The organism is Brevundimonas sp. (genome assembly GCF_027484365.1).
Classification (GTDB): domain Bacteria; phylum Pseudomonadota; class Alphaproteobacteria; order Caulobacterales; family Caulobacteraceae; genus Brevundimonas.
On record NZ_JAIXTC010000031.1, the window covers coordinates 25,939 to 43,296 of the forward strand.

The window sequence follows — 17,358 nt, forward strand, 5'->3', positions numbered from 1 at the left end:
GGGAGACTATGGCGCGTCGCCCCTAACGCTCCGTCAACGGACCCGCTGAAACCGTATCGGCGATGCTGGAAAAACCTTCGGCGCGCATGCGGGCCGCCAGATCGCGCTTGATCCGGCCCACAAGTCCAGGACCGTCGTAGATGAGGGCGGAATAGATCTGAATGGCGCTCGCCCCGGCCCGGAGGCGCTCCCAGGCGTCCTGGCCCGAGGCGATGCCGCCGACGCCGATCAGGGGCAGACGGCCCTGGGCCGCCTCGGCCGCATCGCGCAGTGCGGCCAGGGCCTTGCCGCGAAGCGGTGCGCCGCTGAGACCACCGGTCTCGCCCCGATCGGGCGAGGTCAGGCTGTCCGGACGGTCGAGGGTGGTGTTGGAGACGATCAGGGCGTCGATTCCGTGGGCCAGGGCCGCCTCGACGATCATCGCGATCTCCGCCGAGGTCAGGTCCGGCGCGATCTTGAGGAAGACCGGAGCGGGCGTGGTCCGGGCCTCGGCGATGCGGCCGAGCAGGTCGTCGAGTGCCTCGCGACCCTGAAGGGCGCGCAGGCCCGGCGTGTTGGGCGAGGAGATGTTGATCGTGAAATAGTCGCTCAGGCCGGCGAGGCGACGCAGGCCGGCGACATAGTCGGCGGCGCGGTCTTCCGTGTCCTTGTTGGCCCCCAGATTGGCCCCGACCACGGCGTCGGGACGACGCGACAGGTTGTCGGCGAAGGCCTCCAGCCCGGCGTTGTTGAAACCCATCCGGTTGATGATGGCCCGGTCCTGCGACAGGCGAAACAGGCGCGGTTTCGGGTTTCCGGCCTGGGGCAGGGGTGTGACCGAGCCGCATTCGATGAAGCCGAAGCCCAGACGGGACAGGCCGTGCAGCGCCTCTCCATTCTTGTCGAGACCTGCGGCGAGACCGACAGGGTTGGACAGGCTCAATCCTGCGATCCGCGTCGCCAGGATCGTGTCGTCGGCCCGGGTAGACGGCAGAGGGACGGTCTTCAGGGCGGCGATGGCCAGGCCATGCGCCGTCTCCGGATCGAGATTGCGCAGGATGGCCGCGCCGAAATCGGGGACCGGCATCTAGGCCTCCGCCGTCGGGGGAGGGGAATAGGCGGTGGCCTCGGTGACGGCGCTGACCGGCAGGGGGCCGTAGATGTGCGGGAACAGGGCGCCGCCCCGCGAAGGCTCCCAGACGATCGTGTCTTCGAGTGCGGCCAGATCGACGGTGAGCAGCATCAGGTTCGCGCGCCCGGCATAGTGTTTGCGCGCCGTCTCATCCAGCTGGCCGGCGGTCGAGAGATGGATGTAGCCGTCGGCGAGATCGACGGCGGATCCTGCGTAGGCGCCCTCGGCCACGGCCTCGCGCCACTCGGCGGCGTCGACGATCTTGTAGGCGAGGGGCTCGGTCATCAGTCTTCCGCTCCGCCGCCGAAGGCCTTGGGCGTCAGGAATCCGTCGTAGCCACAGCGGCCCGCGACATCGACCTCGAAGATGGCCGCGGCGCCGGTTGGAAATCCGCCCGCCATCCGGTCGAGTACGGACGGGGACGCAGCACTCTCGGTCAGATATTCCAGAGCCAGAAGCTGGACGCCGGGATTGTGGGCCAGGATCAGAAGGCAGCCCGTCGAGTCCTCAAGGCTCTCGACCAGGCGGCGGATGGTGTCGGTGGAGGCGTCATAGAGACGGGGTTCGATGCGGACCTCAACGTCGCCGAAGGTGTCGTGCATCACGTCCCAGGTCTGGCGCGTGCGGGTCGCGGACGACACCAGGGCGAGGTCAGGACGCAGGCCCTTGTCGGCCAGGATCCGTCCCATCAGGGCGGCGTCGTCGAGCCCTCGGGGCGTCAGGGCGCGGTCGCGGTCGAGGCCGGACCCGGCCAGTCGCTCGGTCTTCGCATGGCGCATCAGGATCAGGCGGTGCATGGCCCGCGCTTAGCCGGGTTCGGCGTCTCTATCCAGTCCGTGAGGCACAGGATCGGGCATAAGGGGGCCACGGGTGACCGGCTGCGGCTGCAGGCCGGGCGCCTCGGCACGAACGCGCCGGACCGAGCCGCTCGGGGTGAGCCGGGCATAGGCCTGACGTGTCGCCTCCAGCAGGATGACCCCGGCCGTCCCCGGCGCGATGCGGCGACCGACCTGCTCGAACCCGTCAGCGAAGCCCAGCAGCGGCGTCCATGGCGGGACATAGAGGGTCTGGGACCAGGCGGTGGGTTCCAGTCCGGCGGCGCGGACCAGCCGCTCCAGCTGTCCCCGGGTGAAGGGGCGGCCGTGGCCGAAGGGGGTGCTCTCGGCGCGTGCCCACATGCCGCCCCGGGCGGCGGCGGCGAGGATGATTCGCCCGGCGGGAGCGAGGGCGCGCACGGCCTCGGTCAGCAGCTGGGTCGGGTCGTCCGCCTCCTCCAGCGCATGGACCAGAAGCACGCGGTCGAAGGATCCGGCCGGGAAGGGAAGGCGCTTGTCGTCGACCAGAAGTGTGCGATTGCGGCCGATGGCCGGCCAGATCTCGACCCCCTGTCCGGAGGGCATGGCTGCGATGACCCGACGGGCGCCGACGAAGGCGTCGAGCCAGGGCGTGGCGTATCCAATGCCGAGAACGTCGCAGCCGGGAGCCTCGCCCCAGGCGTCCTCCAGCCGCTTGGCCAGCAGGCGACGCACGAGCGCCCCGGTCGGTTCGCCGTAGAAGGATCGCAGGTCTTCGATGGCGCGACGCATGACGAGGCTTATATGGCCATGAGGCCTACCGAACCAAGGACGACGCCATGCCCCTGACCGTTCACCTATTCCCGGCGCGGACCGACAACTACGCCTTCCTGGCCCGGGACGAGGCGACGGGGACGGTCGCGGCCATCGACACGCCGGACGCCCAGGTGATCCTCGACGGGATCGCCAGCCTCGGCTGGGGCAGGCTCGAGCGGATCATCAACACCCACTGGCACCCCGATCATACCGAGGGAAACGCCCGGCTTCAGGCCGAGACCGGATGCGACATCTGGGGTCCGGAAGAGGTGCGAAAGGTCGCGCCGCTGGATCGGGTGGTGGAGGAGGGCGATCTGGTCATGATCGGCAGGACGCCCCTGCATGTGACGGCGACGCCGGGACATACCCTGGGCCATGTGGTGTTCCGCTCGGCGGCCGACGCCATCGCCTTCACCGGGGACACCCTGTTCCCGCTCGGCTGCGGGCGGCTGTTCGAGGGTACGCCGGAGCAGATGTGGGACAGTCTGGGCCGTTTGCTCGCCTGGCCCGATGAGACGGTGCTGTACGGCGCTCATGAATACACCGCCGCCAACGCCCGCTTCACACTGAGCGTCGACGACCGTCCCGAGGCGGCGGCGCATGCTCAGACCATCTTCGCGGCGCGTGAACGGGGCGAGCCGACTGTGCCGACGACGATGAAGATCGAGCGGGCCTTCAACCCGTTCCTGACGGCCGGAAATGCGGAGGCGTTCGCCCGGCGGCGGGCGGCGAAGGACAGCTTCGCCGGCTGATCCCCGGTTACTCCCGGGGCGCGACGGCCCGGATGATGCTGGAGGACGACGGGCGTCCGGCCTGGCCGTCGGACGGATTGACGACGACCCGCAGGTCGCCGCGCGCGAAGGTCACCGAACTGCGCGGTCCCTCGACCAGGGTGATGCTGCGGAGCCCGTTGACCCGGTCGCGGAAGGTCGGGGTGCGGGCCATGCGGATGACCGCCTCGGTGGTCACGATCAGGGCGTCGACCATCAGGGCCTCGGACTGTTCGCCGGTCAGGTTGATCACGATCAGTCGGCCCAGGGCCTGGCTCACGAGGCTGCCGCGCTGGTTCATCAGGGTGAACAGACGGATCGGGCCGAGCGTCGGCAACTCCAGCGCCGGGGCCGCGCCGATGCGTGAGGCCGGAGAGCCGTTCGGCGTCCGGGTCGTATACAGGGTCAGTCCGCCGTCAGGCGTGACGCGCAGGATCTGGGCCCCGGCATCGTTGCGATAGATGACGTCGCCGCGCGGCGCCGGCGTTGACCGCAGCACCCAGGTTTCTTCCCGGCGCTCGAACCGGAACAGGGGACGCGTGCCACGGCCGTCGAAGATGAACCGTTCGCCTACGTCGGAGGCATAGAGGCCGTTGGCCGGCAGGCCGCGCTGGCTGTCGTTCTGGAACGACCGGTTCTGCTCGGCCTGGGCGTTGCTCCGCACCTGGGCCTCGGCGGTCGAGGCGAACAAGACCGCCAGAACGACGACGGCGAACGCCATCGTCGCCGGGATCGGCGATGGCGCCGTCTCGTGCCTGACCCTTGAACTCATGGCGGAAACTGTTGCGCGGAGTGCGCGGCGGATTTTGGGCGACGAAAAGTCAGCCGACCAGGTATTGACCGCCGTTCAGCGACAGTGTGCAGCCTGTGACATATCCGGCACGCTCCCCGGACAGCCAGGACACCATGTCGGCGATCTCCTCGCCCTTGCCCAGCCGTCCGACGGGGATCTGGGCGATGATGCCGGCCAGCACCTTTTCGTCCATGGCGCCGACCATCTCGGTATCGATATAGCCGGGCGCGATACAGTTGACGGTCACGCCCTTGCGCGCGTTCTCGAGGGCCAGGGCCTTGGTGAAGCCGATCATCCCGGCCTTGGCCGCCGAATAGTTGGTCTGGCCGATCTGGCCCTTCTGGCCGTTGATCGAGGAGATGTTGACGATCCGGCCGAAGCCCCGGTCGCGCATGCCGTTGATCACCTGGCGCGTCATGTTGAAGACGCTGTCCATATTGACCCGGATGACGTCCGACCACTGGTCCGACGACATCTTGTGGAAGAAGCCGTCGCGGGTGATCCCGGCGTTGTTGATCAGGACGTCGATGGGGCCCAGCTCGGCCTCGACGTCGGCGACGGCGCGGGCGCAGTCATCGTAGGAACCGACATTGCCCTTCACCACCATCACGCCCAGCTCGCGGGCCGTGGCCTCGGCCGCGTCCATATTGCCCGAATAGCCGGCGGCGACGGACATGCCGTCCTCCTTCAGCCGCTGGACGATTGCCTTGCCGATACCGCGGGTTCCACCCGTGACGAGAGCCACTCGAGCCATGTGCGTTCCTGTTTTCCCTGACGGCCCCGTCTGCTGCGCGGCCTTTGTCAGGGAAAACACTAGACTGAGGCGGATGGCTCGGAAAGCCGATGTTTCACGGCTTGATCCGTCAGACGATCCGCGCGGCCTCGTCGAACGCCAGCCGGGGGCTGCGCGGGAACAGGTTGTCGTCGTTGCCGTAGCCGAGATTGACGATGAAGTTCGGTTCGATATCGCCTTCGGGGAAGAACTCCGCCTTCACCCCTGCCGGATCGAAGCCGGACATCGGACCGACGTCCAGGCCCAGGGCACGGGCGGCCAGCAGGAAGTAACCGCCCTGAAGCGACGAGTTGCGGAAGGCGGACTCACGGCGACCGTTCTCTTCGCCGAACCAGTCGCGGGCGCCCGGGGCGTGCGGGAACAGCTGCGGCAGGTGATCGTGGAAATTCATGTCGTAGCCGATGATGGCCGTGACCGGGGCCTGGGCTGTCTTGGCCCGGTTGCCCTCGCTCATGAGCGGCGCCAGACGCGCCTTGGCCTCCGGCGACGTGACGAAGACGAAGCGGGCGGGGGTGTTGTTCACCGCCGTAGGGCCGAATTTGGTCAGGTCATACAGGCGGTGGAGCAGCTCGACCGGCACAGGCCGGTCGGTCCAGCCGTTTCGCGTGCGGGCCTCGGTGAAGATCTGGGCCAGGGCCGCGTCGCCCAGCGGAACGTCACGGGCGGAAAGAGAGTCGAAAGCCATCTGGAAAACCCCTTAAATCTACAACTGCAGCAGCTGCGGTTGCATATAAGGGGAGAGGTACGACCGCGTTCAAGTCTATTCGCATCAACTGCGGTTACACAATTGACTGTCTCGGCGAGGCCTGTTGTGGGCCTTCGCGACAGGCGCCGGCGGCTATCTGACCCTTTCGATCAGGGCCTGAGCCGCGGCCGGATTCCGCACCTTCGCGCCCGAGATGAAATAGGCGAAAACCTCGCCTCGCCCGGCCCAGGCCTGTGTCTGATGTGCGACCGCGTCCAGTTCGGCCGAGGTCATGCCGGTCGGTTCGTCCTCGCGGCTGGACATCAGGCGGGCATAGGTAAAGTCGGCGGTCGGCTCGTCGATCTGCGGCCAGGTCGGCTCCTCGTCGTCGACGGCATAAACGATGGCGGCGCCGTATTTCGCGGCCAGATCATAGAACTGTGGGGTGGCGAAGGTCGGGTTGCGGACCTCAAGCGCGTGCCTCAGGCGGACGCCGTCCTTCTCCTTCGGCAACAGCTTCAGGAAACCCTCGAAGTCCTCGGGATCGAACTTCTTGGTCCCCATGAATTGCCAGTTGATCGGCCCCAGTTTGTCGCCCAGCAGGGTCAGGCCCTGGTCGAGGAACCGCGCGAAGCTCTCGCCGCCCTCGGACAGGACCTTGCGGTTGGTGCAGTACCGGCTGGCCTTGACCGAGAAGACGAAGCCCTCGGGCGTCTCGTCGCGCCATTTCAGCCAGCTGTCCGGCTTGAACGTCGAATAGTAGGTGCCGTTGATCTCGATCGAGGTCAGGGCCCGCGACGCATATTCGAGCTCGCGCTTCTGGGTCAGGTTCGACGGATAGAAGACGCCGCGCCACGGTTCGAAGGTCCAGCCGCCGATGCCGATGTGGATTTTTCCGCTCATGCAGAGGTTGTCGCATCGGCTCAGGCGAGCGTCAAAGCGGGGACCGGACCTCGTAGTCGACGCCGGTCAGGTACAGACCGTCCGAAGGCGCGACCGGCCCGCAGGCGGTGCGGTCCTTCGCCTCAAGCGCGGCCCTGACGTCGTCTGGCGACCAGCGGCCGAGACCGGCCTCGACGAGGGTGCCGGCCATGGAGCGGACCTGGCGATGCAGGAACGACCGGGCCTCGAACACCAGATGCACCTCCTCCCCGACCCGGGTGACGCGGGCGACGTCGAGGGTCTTTTCCGGCGACTTCGACTGGCAGGCCAGGTCGCGGAAGGTGGTGAAGTCATGGTGGCCGATCAGGTGGTGCGCCCCCGCCTGCATCGCCTCGGCGTCCAGAGCCTTGCGCACATGCCAGACCTTGCCCCGCTCCAGCGCCGGACGGCCCGGGCGGTTGAGGATGCGATAGAGGTATTTGCGCCCTGTCGCCGAGAAGCGGGCGTGCCAGTCGTCGGCCACGGTCCGGCAGTCGAGGATGGCCACGCCTTCCCGGATCAGGTGGGCGTTCAGGGCGTTCATGACCGTGGCGGCGGGCCAGTCCCTGTCCAGATCGACATGGGCGACCTGGCCGGTGGCATGGACGCCGGAGTCGGTGCGACCTGCGGCGGCGATCCGCACAGTCTGGCCGCAGAAGCCGTGGATGGCCGTCTCGATCGCGCCCTGGATCGTCGGCTGGCCGTCCTGGGCCTGGAAGCCGTTGTAGGGTCCGCCGTCGTATTCGATGTCCAGCCGGTAGCGGGGCATCAGCCCAGGATCGTCCCGACCGGCAGGGCGAAACCGTTGAGGAAGTCGGCGGGCGACGACTGCGCCTTGCCCTCGCGCTGGACCTTAAGCAGGCGGACGGCTCCCCTTCTTCCTTCAGAGTCCAGGCCGCAGGCGATCAGAAGTCCGCCTTCCAGCAGTTCTCCGGGCGCGCCGGCGCCCTCGCTGGACAGGCAGGAGAGCAGGGCCTTCACCCGCACCGGACCGTCGGGGCCAGGAGCCTCGAACCAGGCGCCGGGGAAGGGGGACAGGCCGCGGATATGGGCGTCGATCTCTGCCGCCGGGCGGGTCCAGTCGATGCGGGCCTCCGCGGGCGAGATCTTCTTTGCATAGGTCGGTTCGCCGACCTGCGGGGTCTCTGTGACCCCGCCGCGCTCGATGGCCGCCAGGGCCCGGGTCCAAAGGGTGGCTCCGACCGTCGACATCCGCTCCGACAGGCTGGCGGCCGTATCGTCACGCTGGATCGGCAGGATCTCGCTGAGCAGGATCGCGCCCTCGTCGAGGCCTTCGGACATCCTCATGATCTGGACCCCGGTCTCCCGATCGCCGGCCATGATGGCGCGCTGGATCGGAGCCGCGCCGCGCCAGCGGGGCAGCAGTGAACCATGCAGGTTGAAGCAGCCGAGACGCGGTGCCTCCAGCACGGCGGGCTTCAGGATCTGGCCGTAGGCGACGACGCAGGCCGCATCGAGGTCGAGGCTGACGAAGGTGTCGATGGCGTCCTGTGCCTTCATGCTCTCTGGCGTGAAGACCGGCAGGCCCATGGCCTCGGCGAAGGCGTGGACGGGCGACGGGGTCAGCTTCTGCCCGCGCCCCTTGGGCCGAGGCGGCTGGGAGTAGACGGCGACGATGTCGTGCCCCGAGGCGATGAGCTCGGCCAGGGACGGCACGGCGAATTCGGGGGTACCCATGAAGGCGAGGCGCATGGCGGGGTGATGCCTGACGGCTGCAAAAGCGGCAAGCGCCCTTGCATCCGTTGGCAATGTCGCCACCTCCATCGAAAGGAGCGACAGCATGCCCAAGGAGACCATCAGGTTCGAGGTGCAGGAGTCTGTCGTCGTCGGCGATCTGCATATGCCGAAGGGCGCAGGGCCGTTCCCTGGGGTCGTCGTGGGCGGACCGATGACCAGCGTGAGGACCCAGGTGACGGGCATCTACGCTGCGGCGCTCGCGGAACGCGGGATTGCCGCCCTGGCCATCGATCCTCGTCACTTCGGCGACAGCGGAGGGGAGCCTCGGCAATACGAACATGCAGGCCGCAAGATCGATGATCTGAAAGCGGCTGTGATGACCCTGTCGCGCCACCCCATGATTGATCCCGGACGGATCGGCGCGGCCGGTGTGTGTCTCGGCTCAGGCTATGCCGCCTGGGCGACAGTGAACAATCCGCAGGTCCGTGCCCTCGGAATGGTCGTGGGCTACTACCGCGATCCGGACGCCATGCGCGCAAGCGACCCGGAGGGGTTCCAGTCGCGCATCGATCAGGGAGGGGCCGCGCGGGAGCACTATGATGCGACCGGTGAGGTCCTGATGGTTCCCGCCGCAGCGACCAGTGGCGATGCCGGGATGACGACAACGGACACCACCGACTATTACACGCGACGCGCGGCGGTTCCTTCATATCGCAATGAGCTGGCGGTCATGTCGCGAGAACATTTCCTGCCGTTCGATGTGCAGGCCGCCGCGCCCCGCATCACCGTTCCGACAGCGATGGTGCATTCCGAAAACGGACTGTCTCCCGCCTGGGCGCGCAAGTTCCATCAAGCCCTGCGCGTGGAGTCGTCCCTCAGCTGGATCGCGTCACGCGGTCAGACCGACGTCTATGATGATCCCTCGATCGTCAGTGCAGCCGCAGATCGGCTGGCGGAGCATTTTCACGCGTCCCTGTAGCCAGGACGCCTACTGCCAGCGGGTGGAGACGCCGCCGCCCTCGTCCCATTCGCCGCCCGCGTCGAGCGCATCGTCGAACACCAGCAGCCGGTCGAGCAGGACGCCCGCGATCATCCCGAGCGCGGCCACGCCGACCAGGGTGGCGACCGAGCCGAGGCCGATCTTTTCCGATCGGGTCAGGCGGCGACGGCCGGAGCGATCGACGATGCGGTCACGAAAACGGGTCATCAGGCGTCCTCTCTCAGGCGCATGGTCTTCTTGACCTTGGACATGGCCCGGTCACGACGCAGCCGCGACAGGTGGTCGATGAACAGGACGCCGTTCAGGTGATCGAGCTCGTGCTGGTAGCAGACGGCGTAGAGGCCCTCGATCTCCTCCTCGATCCGTTCGCCTTCGCGGTTCAGGTAGGCGACGCGGACGCGGGCGGGTCGTTCGACCTCGTCGAAATACTCCGGGATCGAGAGGCAGCCCTCTTCGTAGCAGTAGGTCTCGTCCGAGGCCCACAGGACCTCCGGATTGACGATGAAGCGGGGGTTGGGGATCCGGGGCTCCTCGCCCTCGGCCGGCGCCTCGGCGCCCTCGGGCAGCGGGCCGTCGCCCAGGTCCATGACGACGACGCGGTGCAATTCGCCGATCTGCACGGCGGCCAGGCCGATGCCCGGCGCGTCGTACATCGTGTCCAGCATGTCATCCATCAGGGCGCGGATCGCGTCATCGACGACCTCCACGGGCGTGGACACCTGCTTCAGGATCGCCAGGTCGGCGGCGTTGTCGATGGTCAGGATGCGTCGAATGGCCATGGCCGTCAGGTAGGCGCGAGGGCGGGGAGGGTCAAGTTTGCGCCGGGAATCGGCGAGTCCGGAACGATTGGGAAACCCGGGACACGCTAGACCTGTGGAATGCCGGATCGCATCCACAAGCACGCCATCGCGGTCGCCGTCGACCTGCACGAACGGTTCGTGACCGGACGACCGGGCGGTCGACGGCTTGTGATGCGGTTCATCCGCTTGCGAGGCGTCATGCTCCAGAAGCGTGCGCTCGGCGGCGTGGACCTGACGGGGTCCAACCTCGCCGCCGCCAGGCTGGCAGCCAGCGACCTGTCCTCGGCCCAGCTGTACTGCTGCGATCTGCGCGACACCGATATGCGCGGCTGCAACCTGACCAACGCCGACCTGCGGGGGGCCAGCCTGCGCGGGGCCCGGCTCTACGGCGCGCGGATGGATGGGGCCGATCTGCGCGATGCGCGGCTGGCCCGGGTCGAGGCGAACGGGGTGTTCCGGGTCTGGACCGTCGATCCCGAACGGCCTGCGCCCACGGCCGGGCCGGACGGTGTCGTCAGCCAGGGCGTGGATCTGCGGCATGCCTCCCTGAAGCGGGCCCGACTGGCTGGCGCCCGGTTGAAGGGCGCCGATTTCAGCGGGGCGAACATGGCCGGCGCCGATCTGGTCGGGGCGGATTTGCGCGGTTGCGTGTTCGCCGACACCATACTCACCGGGGTCAATCTGGAGACCGTCAGGATCGATTCCCGCGCCCTGGCGACCTGCGTCCGGGATCCCGATGCCTCCGCCCGCGAAGGCGCCGCCGCCGTCAGGGCCGCCCTGGACGAGTCCGAGGCCTGGGTGGACAGCGGCGGGCGCAGGGGCCGGTTCGCCGACCTGTCCGGTCTGGACGTGAGGCCTGCCGCCGACGCCTTCGCCAACCGGCGCCTTGCGGGGCTTCGCGCCGGCGGAATCTGCGCCATCGACATCGACTTTTCCGGCTCGCTTTTGACCGGCGCGACTTTCCGGAACGCGGACTTGCGCGGAGCCGTCTTCAAGGGATGCGATCTGCGCGGCGCGAGCTTCGTCGATTGCCGGCTCGCCTTCGCCGATTTCTCGGGTGCCGTGATGGGCGCGGTCCGCAAGGCCGGCGGCGAGGCTTTCTTGACAGACTTTTCCAACGCCAGCCTGACCGGCGCCGTCTTCGACACGCCCCCGCCGACCGCGTCGAGACCGCTCGAGCTGGATCTCGCCTGCTAGAGCATGAACCACGGCATCAGCAGAATCGCGCAGCGATTCCAGCTCAGCCGATCAGGCTCTGCGGCAGCGGTCTCGGCTTCCGGTCCTCGTCGATCGCGACATAGGTAAAGACGCCTTCAGTCACGCGCGACACCTCATGGGTCGAACGCGGCCGTTTCCACGCCTCGACCCGGACACGGACCGAGGTGCGGCCGGTCTTCAGGATCGTGGCGTACAGGGACACCTCGTCCCCGACCGAAACCGGCTGGTGAAACACCATGGCGTCGACGGCGACGGTGGCGCAGCGACCCTGGGCGATGTCGAAGGCGGGCGTCGAGCCGGCCAGGTCCATCTGGGCCAGCAACCAGCCGCCGAAGATGTCGCCTTCGGGGTTGGTGTCGGCCGGCATGGCGATGACCCGCCCGACGAGCATGCCGTCGGGCTTTTCCGGGGAGGGAACAGTCACGCGCTCAGTCTTCAGATTGGAGGTGTTGGTCCAGCCAGCCGAACACCTCATTGTGCCACTGCAGGCTGTTCTGCGGCTTCAGGACCCAGTGGTTCTCGTCCGGGAAGACGATCAGCCGGCTCTCGATGCCGCGACGTTGCAGGGCGGTGAAGGTCGACAGGCCCTGGGCCGTCGGGATGCGGTAGTCGCGGTCGCCCTGGATGACCAGCATCGGCGTCTTCCACTGGTCGACATGATCGACCGGATTGAAGCGCTCATAGCCCTCGGGGTTTTCCCAGGGGGTGCCGCCGTATTCCCACTCGGTGAACCACAGCTCCTCGGTGGAATAGCCCATGCCGCGCACGTCGAAGACGCCGTCGTGATTGACCAGGCATTTGAATTCATCCGACCAGCGGCCGGCGATCCAGTTGATCATATAGCCGCCGTAGGAGGCGCCGAGGGCGCAGGCGTTGTCGCCGTCGAGGAAGGAATATCTCTCCTGCGCCGCGGCCCAGCCCTTCTGCAGGTCTTCCAGCGGCCGGTCGCCCCAGTGTTCGGAGATCGCGTCGGTGAAGGCCTGGCCGTAGCCGGTCGAGCCGTGGAAATCGATCATCACCACCGCATAGCCGGCGCCCGCGTAGCTCTCCGGGTTCCAGCGGTAGGACCACGAGTTGCCGAACGACCCTTGCGGGCCGCCGTGGATCAGGAAGGCGACCGGATATTTGCGGCCCTCGACATAGCCGGCGGGCTTGATGACGTAGCCGTGGACGGTTTCCCCGTTCCAGCCGGCGAAGTTGAACTGCTCGGCCTCGCCGAACTGGCGGCTGGCGAGTTCGGGGTTCACGTCGGTGATCCGGATCGGCATCTCGCGACCCCGGAACGTCTTGACGTAGAGCTCCGACGGCGAGGTCAGGCTGTCCATCGCCAGCACGAAGCCCGACCGGGTCTGTTCGAAGGCCGAGACATGGCCCGCGCCCGTGATCGGGATCACCGAGCCGTTGGCGGCGTCGATCTGGAACAGCTTCGTCTGGCCGACGTCGCCGGCGACGACGAACAGGCTGCGACCGTCGGCGGACCATTGCAGGCTGTCGGCCGAGCGATCCCAGTTGGCGGCCACTTCACGTTTGGCGCCGGTGGCCACGTCCATCAGCACGATCTGCCAGCGGTCGGCCTCGAAGCCCGGACGCGCCATGGCCCGATAGGCCATCGTCTTGCCGTCCGGCGAGAAGACCGGGCCCGTGTCCCAGGCGTCGTTGGCGTCGGTCAGGTTGGTGAAGCCTTCGCCGGTCAGGCCGTTGGTCCGGTAGAGGTCGAAATTGGTGCTCCACGGTTCGGACTGGCCGGCCAGGCGGGCCGAGAAGACGACGGCGTCGCCCTGGGGCGTGAAGGTGAACTCGTTCTCGTCGCCGAAGGGCTTGGACGGGGTGTCGCCGTCGAAGCCGTGGGTGACCCAGACCGGATCGCCCGAGCCGTCCGCGTTGACCACGAACAGGTGGTTCTGGGTTCCGTCCGCCCAGGTGTCCCAGTGACGGACGAACATACGGTCATAGACCTGGCCGGTCGACTTGCGGGCGGCGGCTTCCGTTCCGCGCGCGACCGAACAGGCCAGGTCGTCGCAGGTCGGATAGACGGCCAGGGACACCGCGACCTTGGAGGCGTCGGGGCTGAGGCGATAGGCGTTCACGTCCAGCGGCAGGTCGGTGACCTGGGTCGCGGCGGCGCCGGTCGCATCGGTCTTCCACACCTGGCTCGTGCCCGAACGGCCCGAGAGGAAATACAGGGCGCCGTCCGAGCCCCAGCGCGCGGTGTTGGCGCCGCCGTCCGAGATGGCCAGTCGGCGCGGCTCGCCCTGGCCGTTCAGGTCCTGGATCATCAGGCTGGAGACGCCGCGATTGGCCTCCATGTCCGTGGCCCGCACATTGTAGACGACGTACCGGCCGTCCGGCGAAACCCGCGGGTCCGACAGCCGGTTGGCGTTGAGCATGTCCGTGTAGGTGAAGGCGCGCCCGGCCGCCTGCGCAGTCGCCGCCTCGGCGGCGGGCGCTTCGGACGTGCTTGCAAGAACGGGGGCGGGCAGGGCCGTCAGCATCGCGAGGGCGGCGCAGGCGGAAAGCAGGGAACGGTGACGCATCGGACGGCTCCTGGGACTTCGTTGGCGCTGGCCTAGCACCGGGCGAAGTCCACAGGAAGCCGGCGCTTCCGGAGCGCTTGCCTGTCTCCGGCGCAGAGGCGACAAGGGGCGCGGATGACCGCTTCGCCGCCCGCCCCGACCGAGCCTGCCGCCGTCCCAGCGCGACGGCCGGATCATGTCGTCGACGTCCTGATCGCCGAGCGGGCCCCACGCCTGACCGGTTCCATCATCTGGCCGCTGGTTCGCCCGCTGTTCTATGCGATCCTGGGTTACGGACAGGCGCGAAAGATGGCCGACGCCATCGCGCCCCTTTCGGGTCAGGCGGCGCTTGACTACGTCTCCAGCCTCCTGGACCTTGAGGTGTCGAGCCCGAACCTCGACCGGCTGCCGGCGACCGGCCGCTGCATCGTCGTCTGCAACCATCCGACCGGCATCGCCGACGGCATCGCGGTCTATGACGCCGTCAGGACGCGCCGCGCCGACGCCATCTATTTCGCCAACGCCGACGCCATCCGGGTCTCGCCCCGGCTGGACGAGGTGGTCATTCCGGTCGAGTGGGTGGTCGCCAAACGCTCCCGGGCCAAGACCCGGGTCACCCTCGACGCCGCCCGGGCCGCCTTCGAGGCGGAACGCTGCGTGGTCATGTTCCCGGCGGGACGGATTTCCCGGGTGGGCGAGGACGGACAGTTGTGCGACCCGGAGTGGGCCTCGACCGCGACCTCGCTGGCGCGGAAATACGACGCGCCGACCATTCCGATCCATGTCAGCGGGCCCTGGTCGACCCTGTTCCATCTGTTCAACCGGCTGTCGCCGGAACTGCGGGACATCACCCTGTTCCATGAGCTGCTGAACAAGCGGCGAAAGCCCTTCCGGCTGATGGTCGGCAGGCCCATCCCGCCGGGCCGCCTCGACGCCGATTCAACCCGGGCGACCGGTGCGCTCAAGGCCTTCGTCGAGCGGGTCCTGCCGTCCCGGCCCGACGCGGAGTTCGTCTGATGATCGGGATCGATCTCGCCGATGCTGAGGCGACCACGGCGCTCGGCCGTGCCGTCGCGCCGCGCCTCGAGCCCGGCGAGGCCGTCCTGCTCTACGGCCCGCTCGGCATGGGCAAGTCGACCCTGGCGCGCGGCCTGATCCGGGCGCTCGCGGGCGAGTACGAGGACGTGCCGTCCCCCACCTTCACCCTGGTGCAGTTCTACGAGACCGATCCACCCGTCGCCCATTTCGACCTCTATCGCCTGACCCGGCCGGAGGAGGCGTTCGAGATCGGGCTGGACGAGGCGCTGGACGTCGGCGCCGCCCTGATCGAATGGCCCGAGCGGCTGGGCGATGATCCCGCCCGCGCCCTGGGTCCCGACCGTCTGACCATTGTCCTGGAAGACCGCGGCGAGGGACGGCATGCGACCGTTTCCGGCGCAGGGGCATGGGCAGAGAAGATCAACGCCGTCGTCGAAAGCCTGTCAAAGAGTCTGAATGTCTGACGCCCCGAATGACCGGGAGGCCCAGCGGGTCGCCTTCCTGACCGAGGTCGGCCTGGCCGACGCCCGTCGCGCGCCCCTGCCCGGCGACGCCTCCACGCGCCGGTATGAGCGGCTTACCACGCCCGCTGGCAGCTCCCTGATGCTGATGGATCAAGCTGCCGCGGCCGAGAGCCCGCCGGCTGATCCCTCCTGGTCTCCCGAACGCCGCAAGGCCGAGGGCTGGAACGCCGTCGCCCGCCTGTCCGCCGGCCGGATCGAGGCCTTCGCCGCCGTCGCCTCCCACCTGCGTTCCGTCGGCCTGTCGGCGCCCGACATCGTCGCCCTCGACGCCGGCGCAGGCCTCGCGGTGCTTGAGGATTTCGGCGACGACCTGTTCGCCCGCGTGATCGAGGCGGGTCAGGACGAGACGCCCCTCTATCTCGCCGCCATCGACGCCCTGGCCGAGCTGCACGCCGCCCCGACGCCGCCGATCCTGACCGGCGCGGCGGGGCCATGGCCGCTGCAGGTCTATGACCGGACCGCGCTCCAGGGCGGGGCCGATCTCTTCGTCGAATGGATGCCCAAGCTCAGGCGCGAACTCCGCTTCGACGACGTCGCCATCACGGACTGGCATGCCGCCTGGGCACCCATCGTGATGGAGGGGGAGGCCGGAGCCTCGGTCGTCGCTCACCGGGACTATCACGCCGAGAACCTGATCTGGCTCCCCGGGCGAGAAGGCCCGGCCCGCGTCGGCATGATCGACTTCCAGGACGCGGTGCAGGCCCACCCGTCATGGGACCTGCACTCCCTGCTGCAGGACGCGCGCCGCGACGTGTCGCCGTCGCTGGAGGCCGAGGCCCTGGAGCGGTATTTCGAGATCGCCCGCGTCGACGACCGCCCTGCCTTCCTGCGCTCCTACGCCGGTCTCGCCGCCCTGAACGAGGCCCGCATCCTCGGCATCTTCGCCCGTTTGATCGTGCGCGACCGCAAGCCGCGCTACGCCGCCTTCATGCCGCGCATGTGGGCCCATCTGAACGCCAACCTGACGAAGCCGGGCCTCGAAGGCGTCGCCCGCTGGTTCGACAGACACGTGCCGGACGAGGTGCGCGCATGACCGCCCCGAAGACGGCCATGGTCCTCGCCGCCGGTCTCGGAACCCGCATGCGGCCCCTGACCGACGACCGGCCCAAGGCCCTCGTCGAGGTCGGGGGGCGGGCCCTGATCGACCACGTCCTGGACCGGCTGGCGGAGGCGGGAGTCGAAAAGGCGGTGGTCAATGTCCACTGGTTCGCCGACCGGCTGGAGGCGCATCTGGCCGCGCGCGGACGCGGACCCGCCATCGCCATCTCCGACGAACGCGCCGAACTGCTGGAGACCGGCGGCGGTCTGAAGAAGGCCCATCCCCTGCTCGGCGACGCCCCGGTCTTCGTGGCCAATATCGACAGCGTCTGGATGGATCGCGGCGACGCCCCCTGGGCCGATGCACTGGTCCGTCTGTGGGACCCGGTGAAGATGGACGCCTGTCTCCTGCTGGCCACCCGCGAGGGCGCGATCGGGTTCGAGGGCGACGGCGACTTCTTCCTCGCCGAGGACGGCCGCCTGACCTTCCGGGGCGAGGCGGCGTCCGCCCCCTTCGCCTATATGGGCGTTCACATCACCCGGCCGGACTATGCCGACGGCGGGCCGGACGGACCCTTCTCGCTCAGCCCCCTGTGGCGGGCCTCGGCGGCGGCGGGCCGACTGTACGGCTGTGTCCTGGACGGTGACTGGATGCACGTCGGCGATCCCCAGGCGCGCGACGAGGCCGAAGCCAGGCTGGCGCACGCCCGATGATGCTCTTGCCCACATTCCCGCTCATCCCCGCGAAAGCGGGGACCCAGTCCTGTCGTGGGGCACGGCGGCGGGGATGACGGTCCGCGCGCGCCATACGCGATCATCGCCCAAAGATCTGGGTCCCCGCTTTCG

At 68.5% G+C, this 17,358-nt stretch carries 21 protein-coding genes; 7 read left to right on the forward strand and 14 right to left on the reverse strand.

The window, feature by feature from the left end:
- Positions 1 to 22 precede the first annotated feature (22 nt).
- From Q0044_RS16370 to Q0044_RS16385, 4 genes are read right to left on the reverse strand one after another with little or no spacing between them, the layout of a single operon-like run.
- The gene (locus Q0044_RS16370) at positions 23 to 1,066 is read right to left on the reverse strand and encodes a quinone-dependent dihydroorotate dehydrogenase (RefSeq protein ID WP_298163564.1); all 1,044 of its coding nucleotides are present in this window, start codon (positions 1,064 to 1,066) and stop codon (positions 23 to 25) included.
- Complete coding sequence (locus Q0044_RS16375; protein WP_298163565.1) at positions 1,067 to 1,396, reverse strand: DUF952 domain-containing protein; 330 nt, start codon at positions 1,394 to 1,396, stop codon at positions 1,067 to 1,069.
- Positions 1,396 to 1,908, reverse strand: coding sequence for a SixA phosphatase family protein (locus Q0044_RS16380; protein ID WP_298163566.1), 513 nt, complete (start codon positions 1,906 to 1,908; stop codon positions 1,396 to 1,398). Before Q0044_RS16380 ends, Q0044_RS16375 begins: the two co-directional genes overlap by 1 nt.
- Before the next feature lie 9 nt (positions 1,909 to 1,917).
- Positions 1,918 to 2,697: a class I SAM-dependent methyltransferase gene (locus tag Q0044_RS16385; RefSeq protein WP_298163567.1), complete on the reverse strand. Its 780-nt coding sequence runs from the start codon at positions 2,695 to 2,697 to the stop codon at positions 1,918 to 1,920.
- A 47-nt stretch (positions 2,698 to 2,744) separates the two neighbouring features.
- Here Q0044_RS16385 and gloB point away from each other — a divergent pair, with 47 nt between their 5' ends.
- Positions 2,745 to 3,473 carry a hydroxyacylglutathione hydrolase gene (gloB, locus tag Q0044_RS16390; RefSeq protein WP_298163568.1) on the forward strand — a complete coding sequence of 243 codons (729 nt, stop codon included), beginning with the start codon at positions 2,745 to 2,747 and terminating at the stop codon, positions 3,471 to 3,473.
- Positions 3,474 to 3,480: 7 nt separating this feature from the next.
- Here gloB and Q0044_RS16395 read toward each other — a convergent pair whose 3' ends face one another.
- The 6 genes from Q0044_RS16395 to fmt all read right to left on the reverse strand — a co-directional run bounded on the left by Q0044_RS16395 (position 3,481) and on the right by fmt (position 8,396).
- Positions 3,481 to 4,263, reverse strand: a complete 783-nt coding sequence (locus Q0044_RS16395; RefSeq protein ID WP_298163570.1) for a DUF4908 domain-containing protein — start codon at positions 4,261 to 4,263, stop codon at positions 3,481 to 3,483.
- 49 nt (positions 4,264 to 4,312) lie between these two features.
- Positions 4,313 to 5,038, reverse strand: coding sequence for an acetoacetyl-CoA reductase (gene phbB / locus Q0044_RS16400; RefSeq protein ID WP_298163572.1), 726 nt, complete (start codon positions 5,036 to 5,038; stop codon positions 4,313 to 4,315).
- A gap of 109 nt (positions 5,039 to 5,147) precedes the next feature.
- Positions 5,148 to 5,762: a malonic semialdehyde reductase gene (locus Q0044_RS16405; RefSeq protein WP_298163573.1), complete on the reverse strand. Its 615-nt coding sequence runs from the start codon at positions 5,760 to 5,762 to the stop codon at positions 5,148 to 5,150.
- A 153-nt stretch (positions 5,763 to 5,915) separates the two neighbouring features.
- On the reverse strand, positions 5,916 to 6,665 hold the full coding sequence (locus Q0044_RS16410) for a DUF72 domain-containing protein (RefSeq protein ID WP_298163574.1): 750 nt from the start codon (positions 6,663 to 6,665) through the stop codon (positions 5,916 to 5,918).
- Between the two features lie 31 nt (positions 6,666 to 6,696).
- The gene (truA, locus tag Q0044_RS16415; protein ID WP_298163575.1) at positions 6,697 to 7,452 is read right to left on the reverse strand and encodes a tRNA pseudouridine(38-40) synthase TruA; all 756 of its coding nucleotides are present in this window, start codon (positions 7,450 to 7,452) and stop codon (positions 6,697 to 6,699) included.
- On the reverse strand, positions 7,452 to 8,396 hold the full coding sequence (gene fmt / locus Q0044_RS16420) for a methionyl-tRNA formyltransferase (RefSeq protein WP_298163576.1): 945 nt from the start codon (positions 8,394 to 8,396) through the stop codon (positions 7,452 to 7,454). The genes truA and fmt overlap by 1 nt, the downstream gene beginning before the upstream one ends.
- A gap of 88 nt (positions 8,397 to 8,484) precedes the next feature.
- On the opposite strand from fmt, the gene Q0044_RS16425 reads away from it, so the two are divergent.
- Positions 8,485 to 9,360: an alpha/beta hydrolase gene (locus tag Q0044_RS16425; protein ID WP_298163577.1), complete on the forward strand. Its 876-nt coding sequence runs from the start codon at positions 8,485 to 8,487 to the stop codon at positions 9,358 to 9,360.
- A 9-nt stretch (positions 9,361 to 9,369) separates the two neighbouring features.
- Here the strand turns inward: Q0044_RS16425 and Q0044_RS16430 are convergent, their stop codons facing one another.
- Positions 9,370 to 9,588, reverse strand: coding sequence for a hypothetical protein (locus Q0044_RS16430; RefSeq protein WP_298163579.1), 219 nt, complete (start codon positions 9,586 to 9,588; stop codon positions 9,370 to 9,372).
- Positions 9,588 to 10,160, reverse strand: coding sequence for a peptide deformylase (gene def, locus Q0044_RS16435; protein ID WP_298163580.1), 573 nt, complete (start codon positions 10,158 to 10,160; stop codon positions 9,588 to 9,590). Before def ends, Q0044_RS16430 begins: the two co-directional genes overlap by 1 nt.
- 99 nt (positions 10,161 to 10,259) lie before the next feature.
- Between def and Q0044_RS16440 the strand changes: the two genes are divergently transcribed.
- A complete protein-coding gene (locus tag Q0044_RS16440; protein WP_298163581.1) occupies positions 10,260 to 11,378 on the forward strand; it encodes a pentapeptide repeat-containing protein in 1,119 nt (372 codons plus the stop codon).
- A 43-nt stretch (positions 11,379 to 11,421) separates the two neighbouring features.
- Here Q0044_RS16440 and Q0044_RS16445 read toward each other — a convergent pair whose 3' ends face one another.
- Positions 11,422 to 11,790 carry an acyl-CoA thioesterase gene (locus Q0044_RS16445; protein WP_298163697.1) on the reverse strand — a complete coding sequence of 123 codons (369 nt, stop codon included), beginning with the start codon at positions 11,788 to 11,790 and terminating at the stop codon, positions 11,422 to 11,424.
- Between the two features lie 37 nt (positions 11,791 to 11,827).
- Positions 11,828 to 13,933 carry an alpha/beta hydrolase family protein gene (locus tag Q0044_RS16450; protein WP_298163582.1) on the reverse strand — a complete coding sequence of 702 codons (2,106 nt, stop codon included), beginning with the start codon at positions 13,931 to 13,933 and terminating at the stop codon, positions 11,828 to 11,830.
- A 114-nt stretch (positions 13,934 to 14,047) separates the two neighbouring features.
- On the opposite strand from Q0044_RS16450, the gene Q0044_RS16455 reads away from it, so the two are divergent.
- The 4 genes from Q0044_RS16455 to murU are packed head-to-tail and all read left to right on the forward strand — an operon-like array spanning position 14,048 to position 17,226.
- Positions 14,048 to 14,929 carry a lysophospholipid acyltransferase family protein gene (locus Q0044_RS16455; RefSeq protein ID WP_298163584.1) on the forward strand — a complete coding sequence of 294 codons (882 nt, stop codon included), beginning with the start codon at positions 14,048 to 14,050 and terminating at the stop codon, positions 14,927 to 14,929.
- On the forward strand, positions 14,929 to 15,414 hold the full coding sequence (tsaE, locus tag Q0044_RS16460) for a tRNA (adenosine(37)-N6)-threonylcarbamoyltransferase complex ATPase subunit type 1 TsaE (protein WP_298163585.1): 486 nt from the start codon (positions 14,929 to 14,931) through the stop codon (positions 15,412 to 15,414). The genes Q0044_RS16455 and tsaE overlap by 1 nt, the downstream gene beginning before the upstream one ends.
- Positions 15,407 to 16,507, forward strand: coding sequence for an N-acetylmuramate/N-acetylglucosamine kinase AmgK (gene amgK, locus Q0044_RS16465; RefSeq protein ID WP_298163586.1), 1,101 nt, complete (start codon positions 15,407 to 15,409; stop codon positions 16,505 to 16,507). The genes tsaE and amgK overlap by 8 nt, the downstream gene beginning before the upstream one ends.
- Complete coding sequence (gene murU, locus Q0044_RS16470) at positions 16,504 to 17,226, forward strand: N-acetylmuramate alpha-1-phosphate uridylyltransferase MurU (RefSeq protein WP_298163587.1); 723 nt, start codon at positions 16,504 to 16,506, stop codon at positions 17,224 to 17,226. Before amgK ends, murU begins: the two co-directional genes overlap by 4 nt.
- Positions 17,227 to 17,358: the final 132 nt, after the last annotated feature.

Coding starts and splice junctions, on each gene's coding strand:
- amgK (WP_298163586.1), top strand. CDS start 15,407: ATGTCTGACGCCCCGAATGACCGGGAGGCCCAGCGGGTCGCCTTCCTG.
- tsaE (WP_298163585.1), top strand. CDS start 14,929: ATGATCGGGATCGATCTCGCCGATGCTGAGGCGACCACGGCGCTCGGC.
- fmt (WP_298163576.1), bottom strand. CDS start 8,396: ATGCGCCTCGCCTTCATGGGTACCCCCGAATTCGCCGTGCCGTCCCTG.
- def (WP_298163580.1), bottom strand. CDS start 10,160: ATGGCCATTCGACGCATCCTGACCATCGACAACGCCGCCGACCTGGCG.
- Q0044_RS16370 (WP_298163564.1), bottom strand. CDS start 1,066: ATGCCGGTCCCCGATTTCGGCGCGGCCATCCTGCGCAATCTCGATCCG.
- Q0044_RS16375 (WP_298163565.1), bottom strand. CDS start 1,396: ATGACCGAGCCCCTCGCCTACAAGATCGTCGACGCCGCCGAGTGGCGC.
- Q0044_RS16380 (WP_298163566.1), bottom strand. CDS start 1,908: ATGCACCGCCTGATCCTGATGCGCCATGCGAAGACCGAGCGACTGGCC.
- truA (WP_298163575.1), bottom strand. CDS start 7,452: ATGCCCCGCTACCGGCTGGACATCGAATACGACGGCGGACCCTACAAC.
- murU (WP_298163587.1), top strand. CDS start 16,504: ATGACCGCCCCGAAGACGGCCATGGTCCTCGCCGCCGGTCTCGGAACC.
- Q0044_RS16410 (WP_298163574.1), bottom strand. CDS start 6,665: ATGAGCGGAAAAATCCACATCGGCATCGGCGGCTGGACCTTCGAACCG.
- Q0044_RS16385 (WP_298163567.1), bottom strand. CDS start 2,697: ATGCGTCGCGCCATCGAAGACCTGCGATCCTTCTACGGCGAACCGACC.
- Q0044_RS16440 (WP_298163581.1), top strand. CDS start 10,260: ATGCCGGATCGCATCCACAAGCACGCCATCGCGGTCGCCGTCGACCTG.
- gloB (WP_298163568.1), top strand. CDS start 2,745: ATGCCCCTGACCGTTCACCTATTCCCGGCGCGGACCGACAACTACGCC.
- Q0044_RS16430 (WP_298163579.1), bottom strand. CDS start 9,588: ATGACCCGTTTTCGTGACCGCATCGTCGATCGCTCCGGCCGTCGCCGC.
- Q0044_RS16425 (WP_298163577.1), top strand. CDS start 8,485: ATGCCCAAGGAGACCATCAGGTTCGAGGTGCAGGAGTCTGTCGTCGTC.
- Q0044_RS16450 (WP_298163582.1), bottom strand. CDS start 13,933: ATGCGTCACCGTTCCCTGCTTTCCGCCTGCGCCGCCCTCGCGATGCTG.
- Q0044_RS16445 (WP_298163697.1), bottom strand. CDS start 11,790: ATGCTCGTCGGGCGGGTCATCGCCATGCCGGCCGACACCAACCCCGAA.
- phbB (WP_298163572.1), bottom strand. CDS start 5,038: ATGGCTCGAGTGGCTCTCGTCACGGGTGGAACCCGCGGTATCGGCAAG.
- Q0044_RS16405 (WP_298163573.1), bottom strand. CDS start 5,762: ATGGCTTTCGACTCTCTTTCCGCCCGTGACGTTCCGCTGGGCGACGCG.
- Q0044_RS16395 (WP_298163570.1), bottom strand. CDS start 4,263: ATGAGTTCAAGGGTCAGGCACGAGACGGCGCCATCGCCGATCCCGGCG.
- Q0044_RS16455 (WP_298163584.1), top strand. CDS start 14,048: ATGACCGCTTCGCCGCCCGCCCCGACCGAGCCTGCCGCCGTCCCAGCG.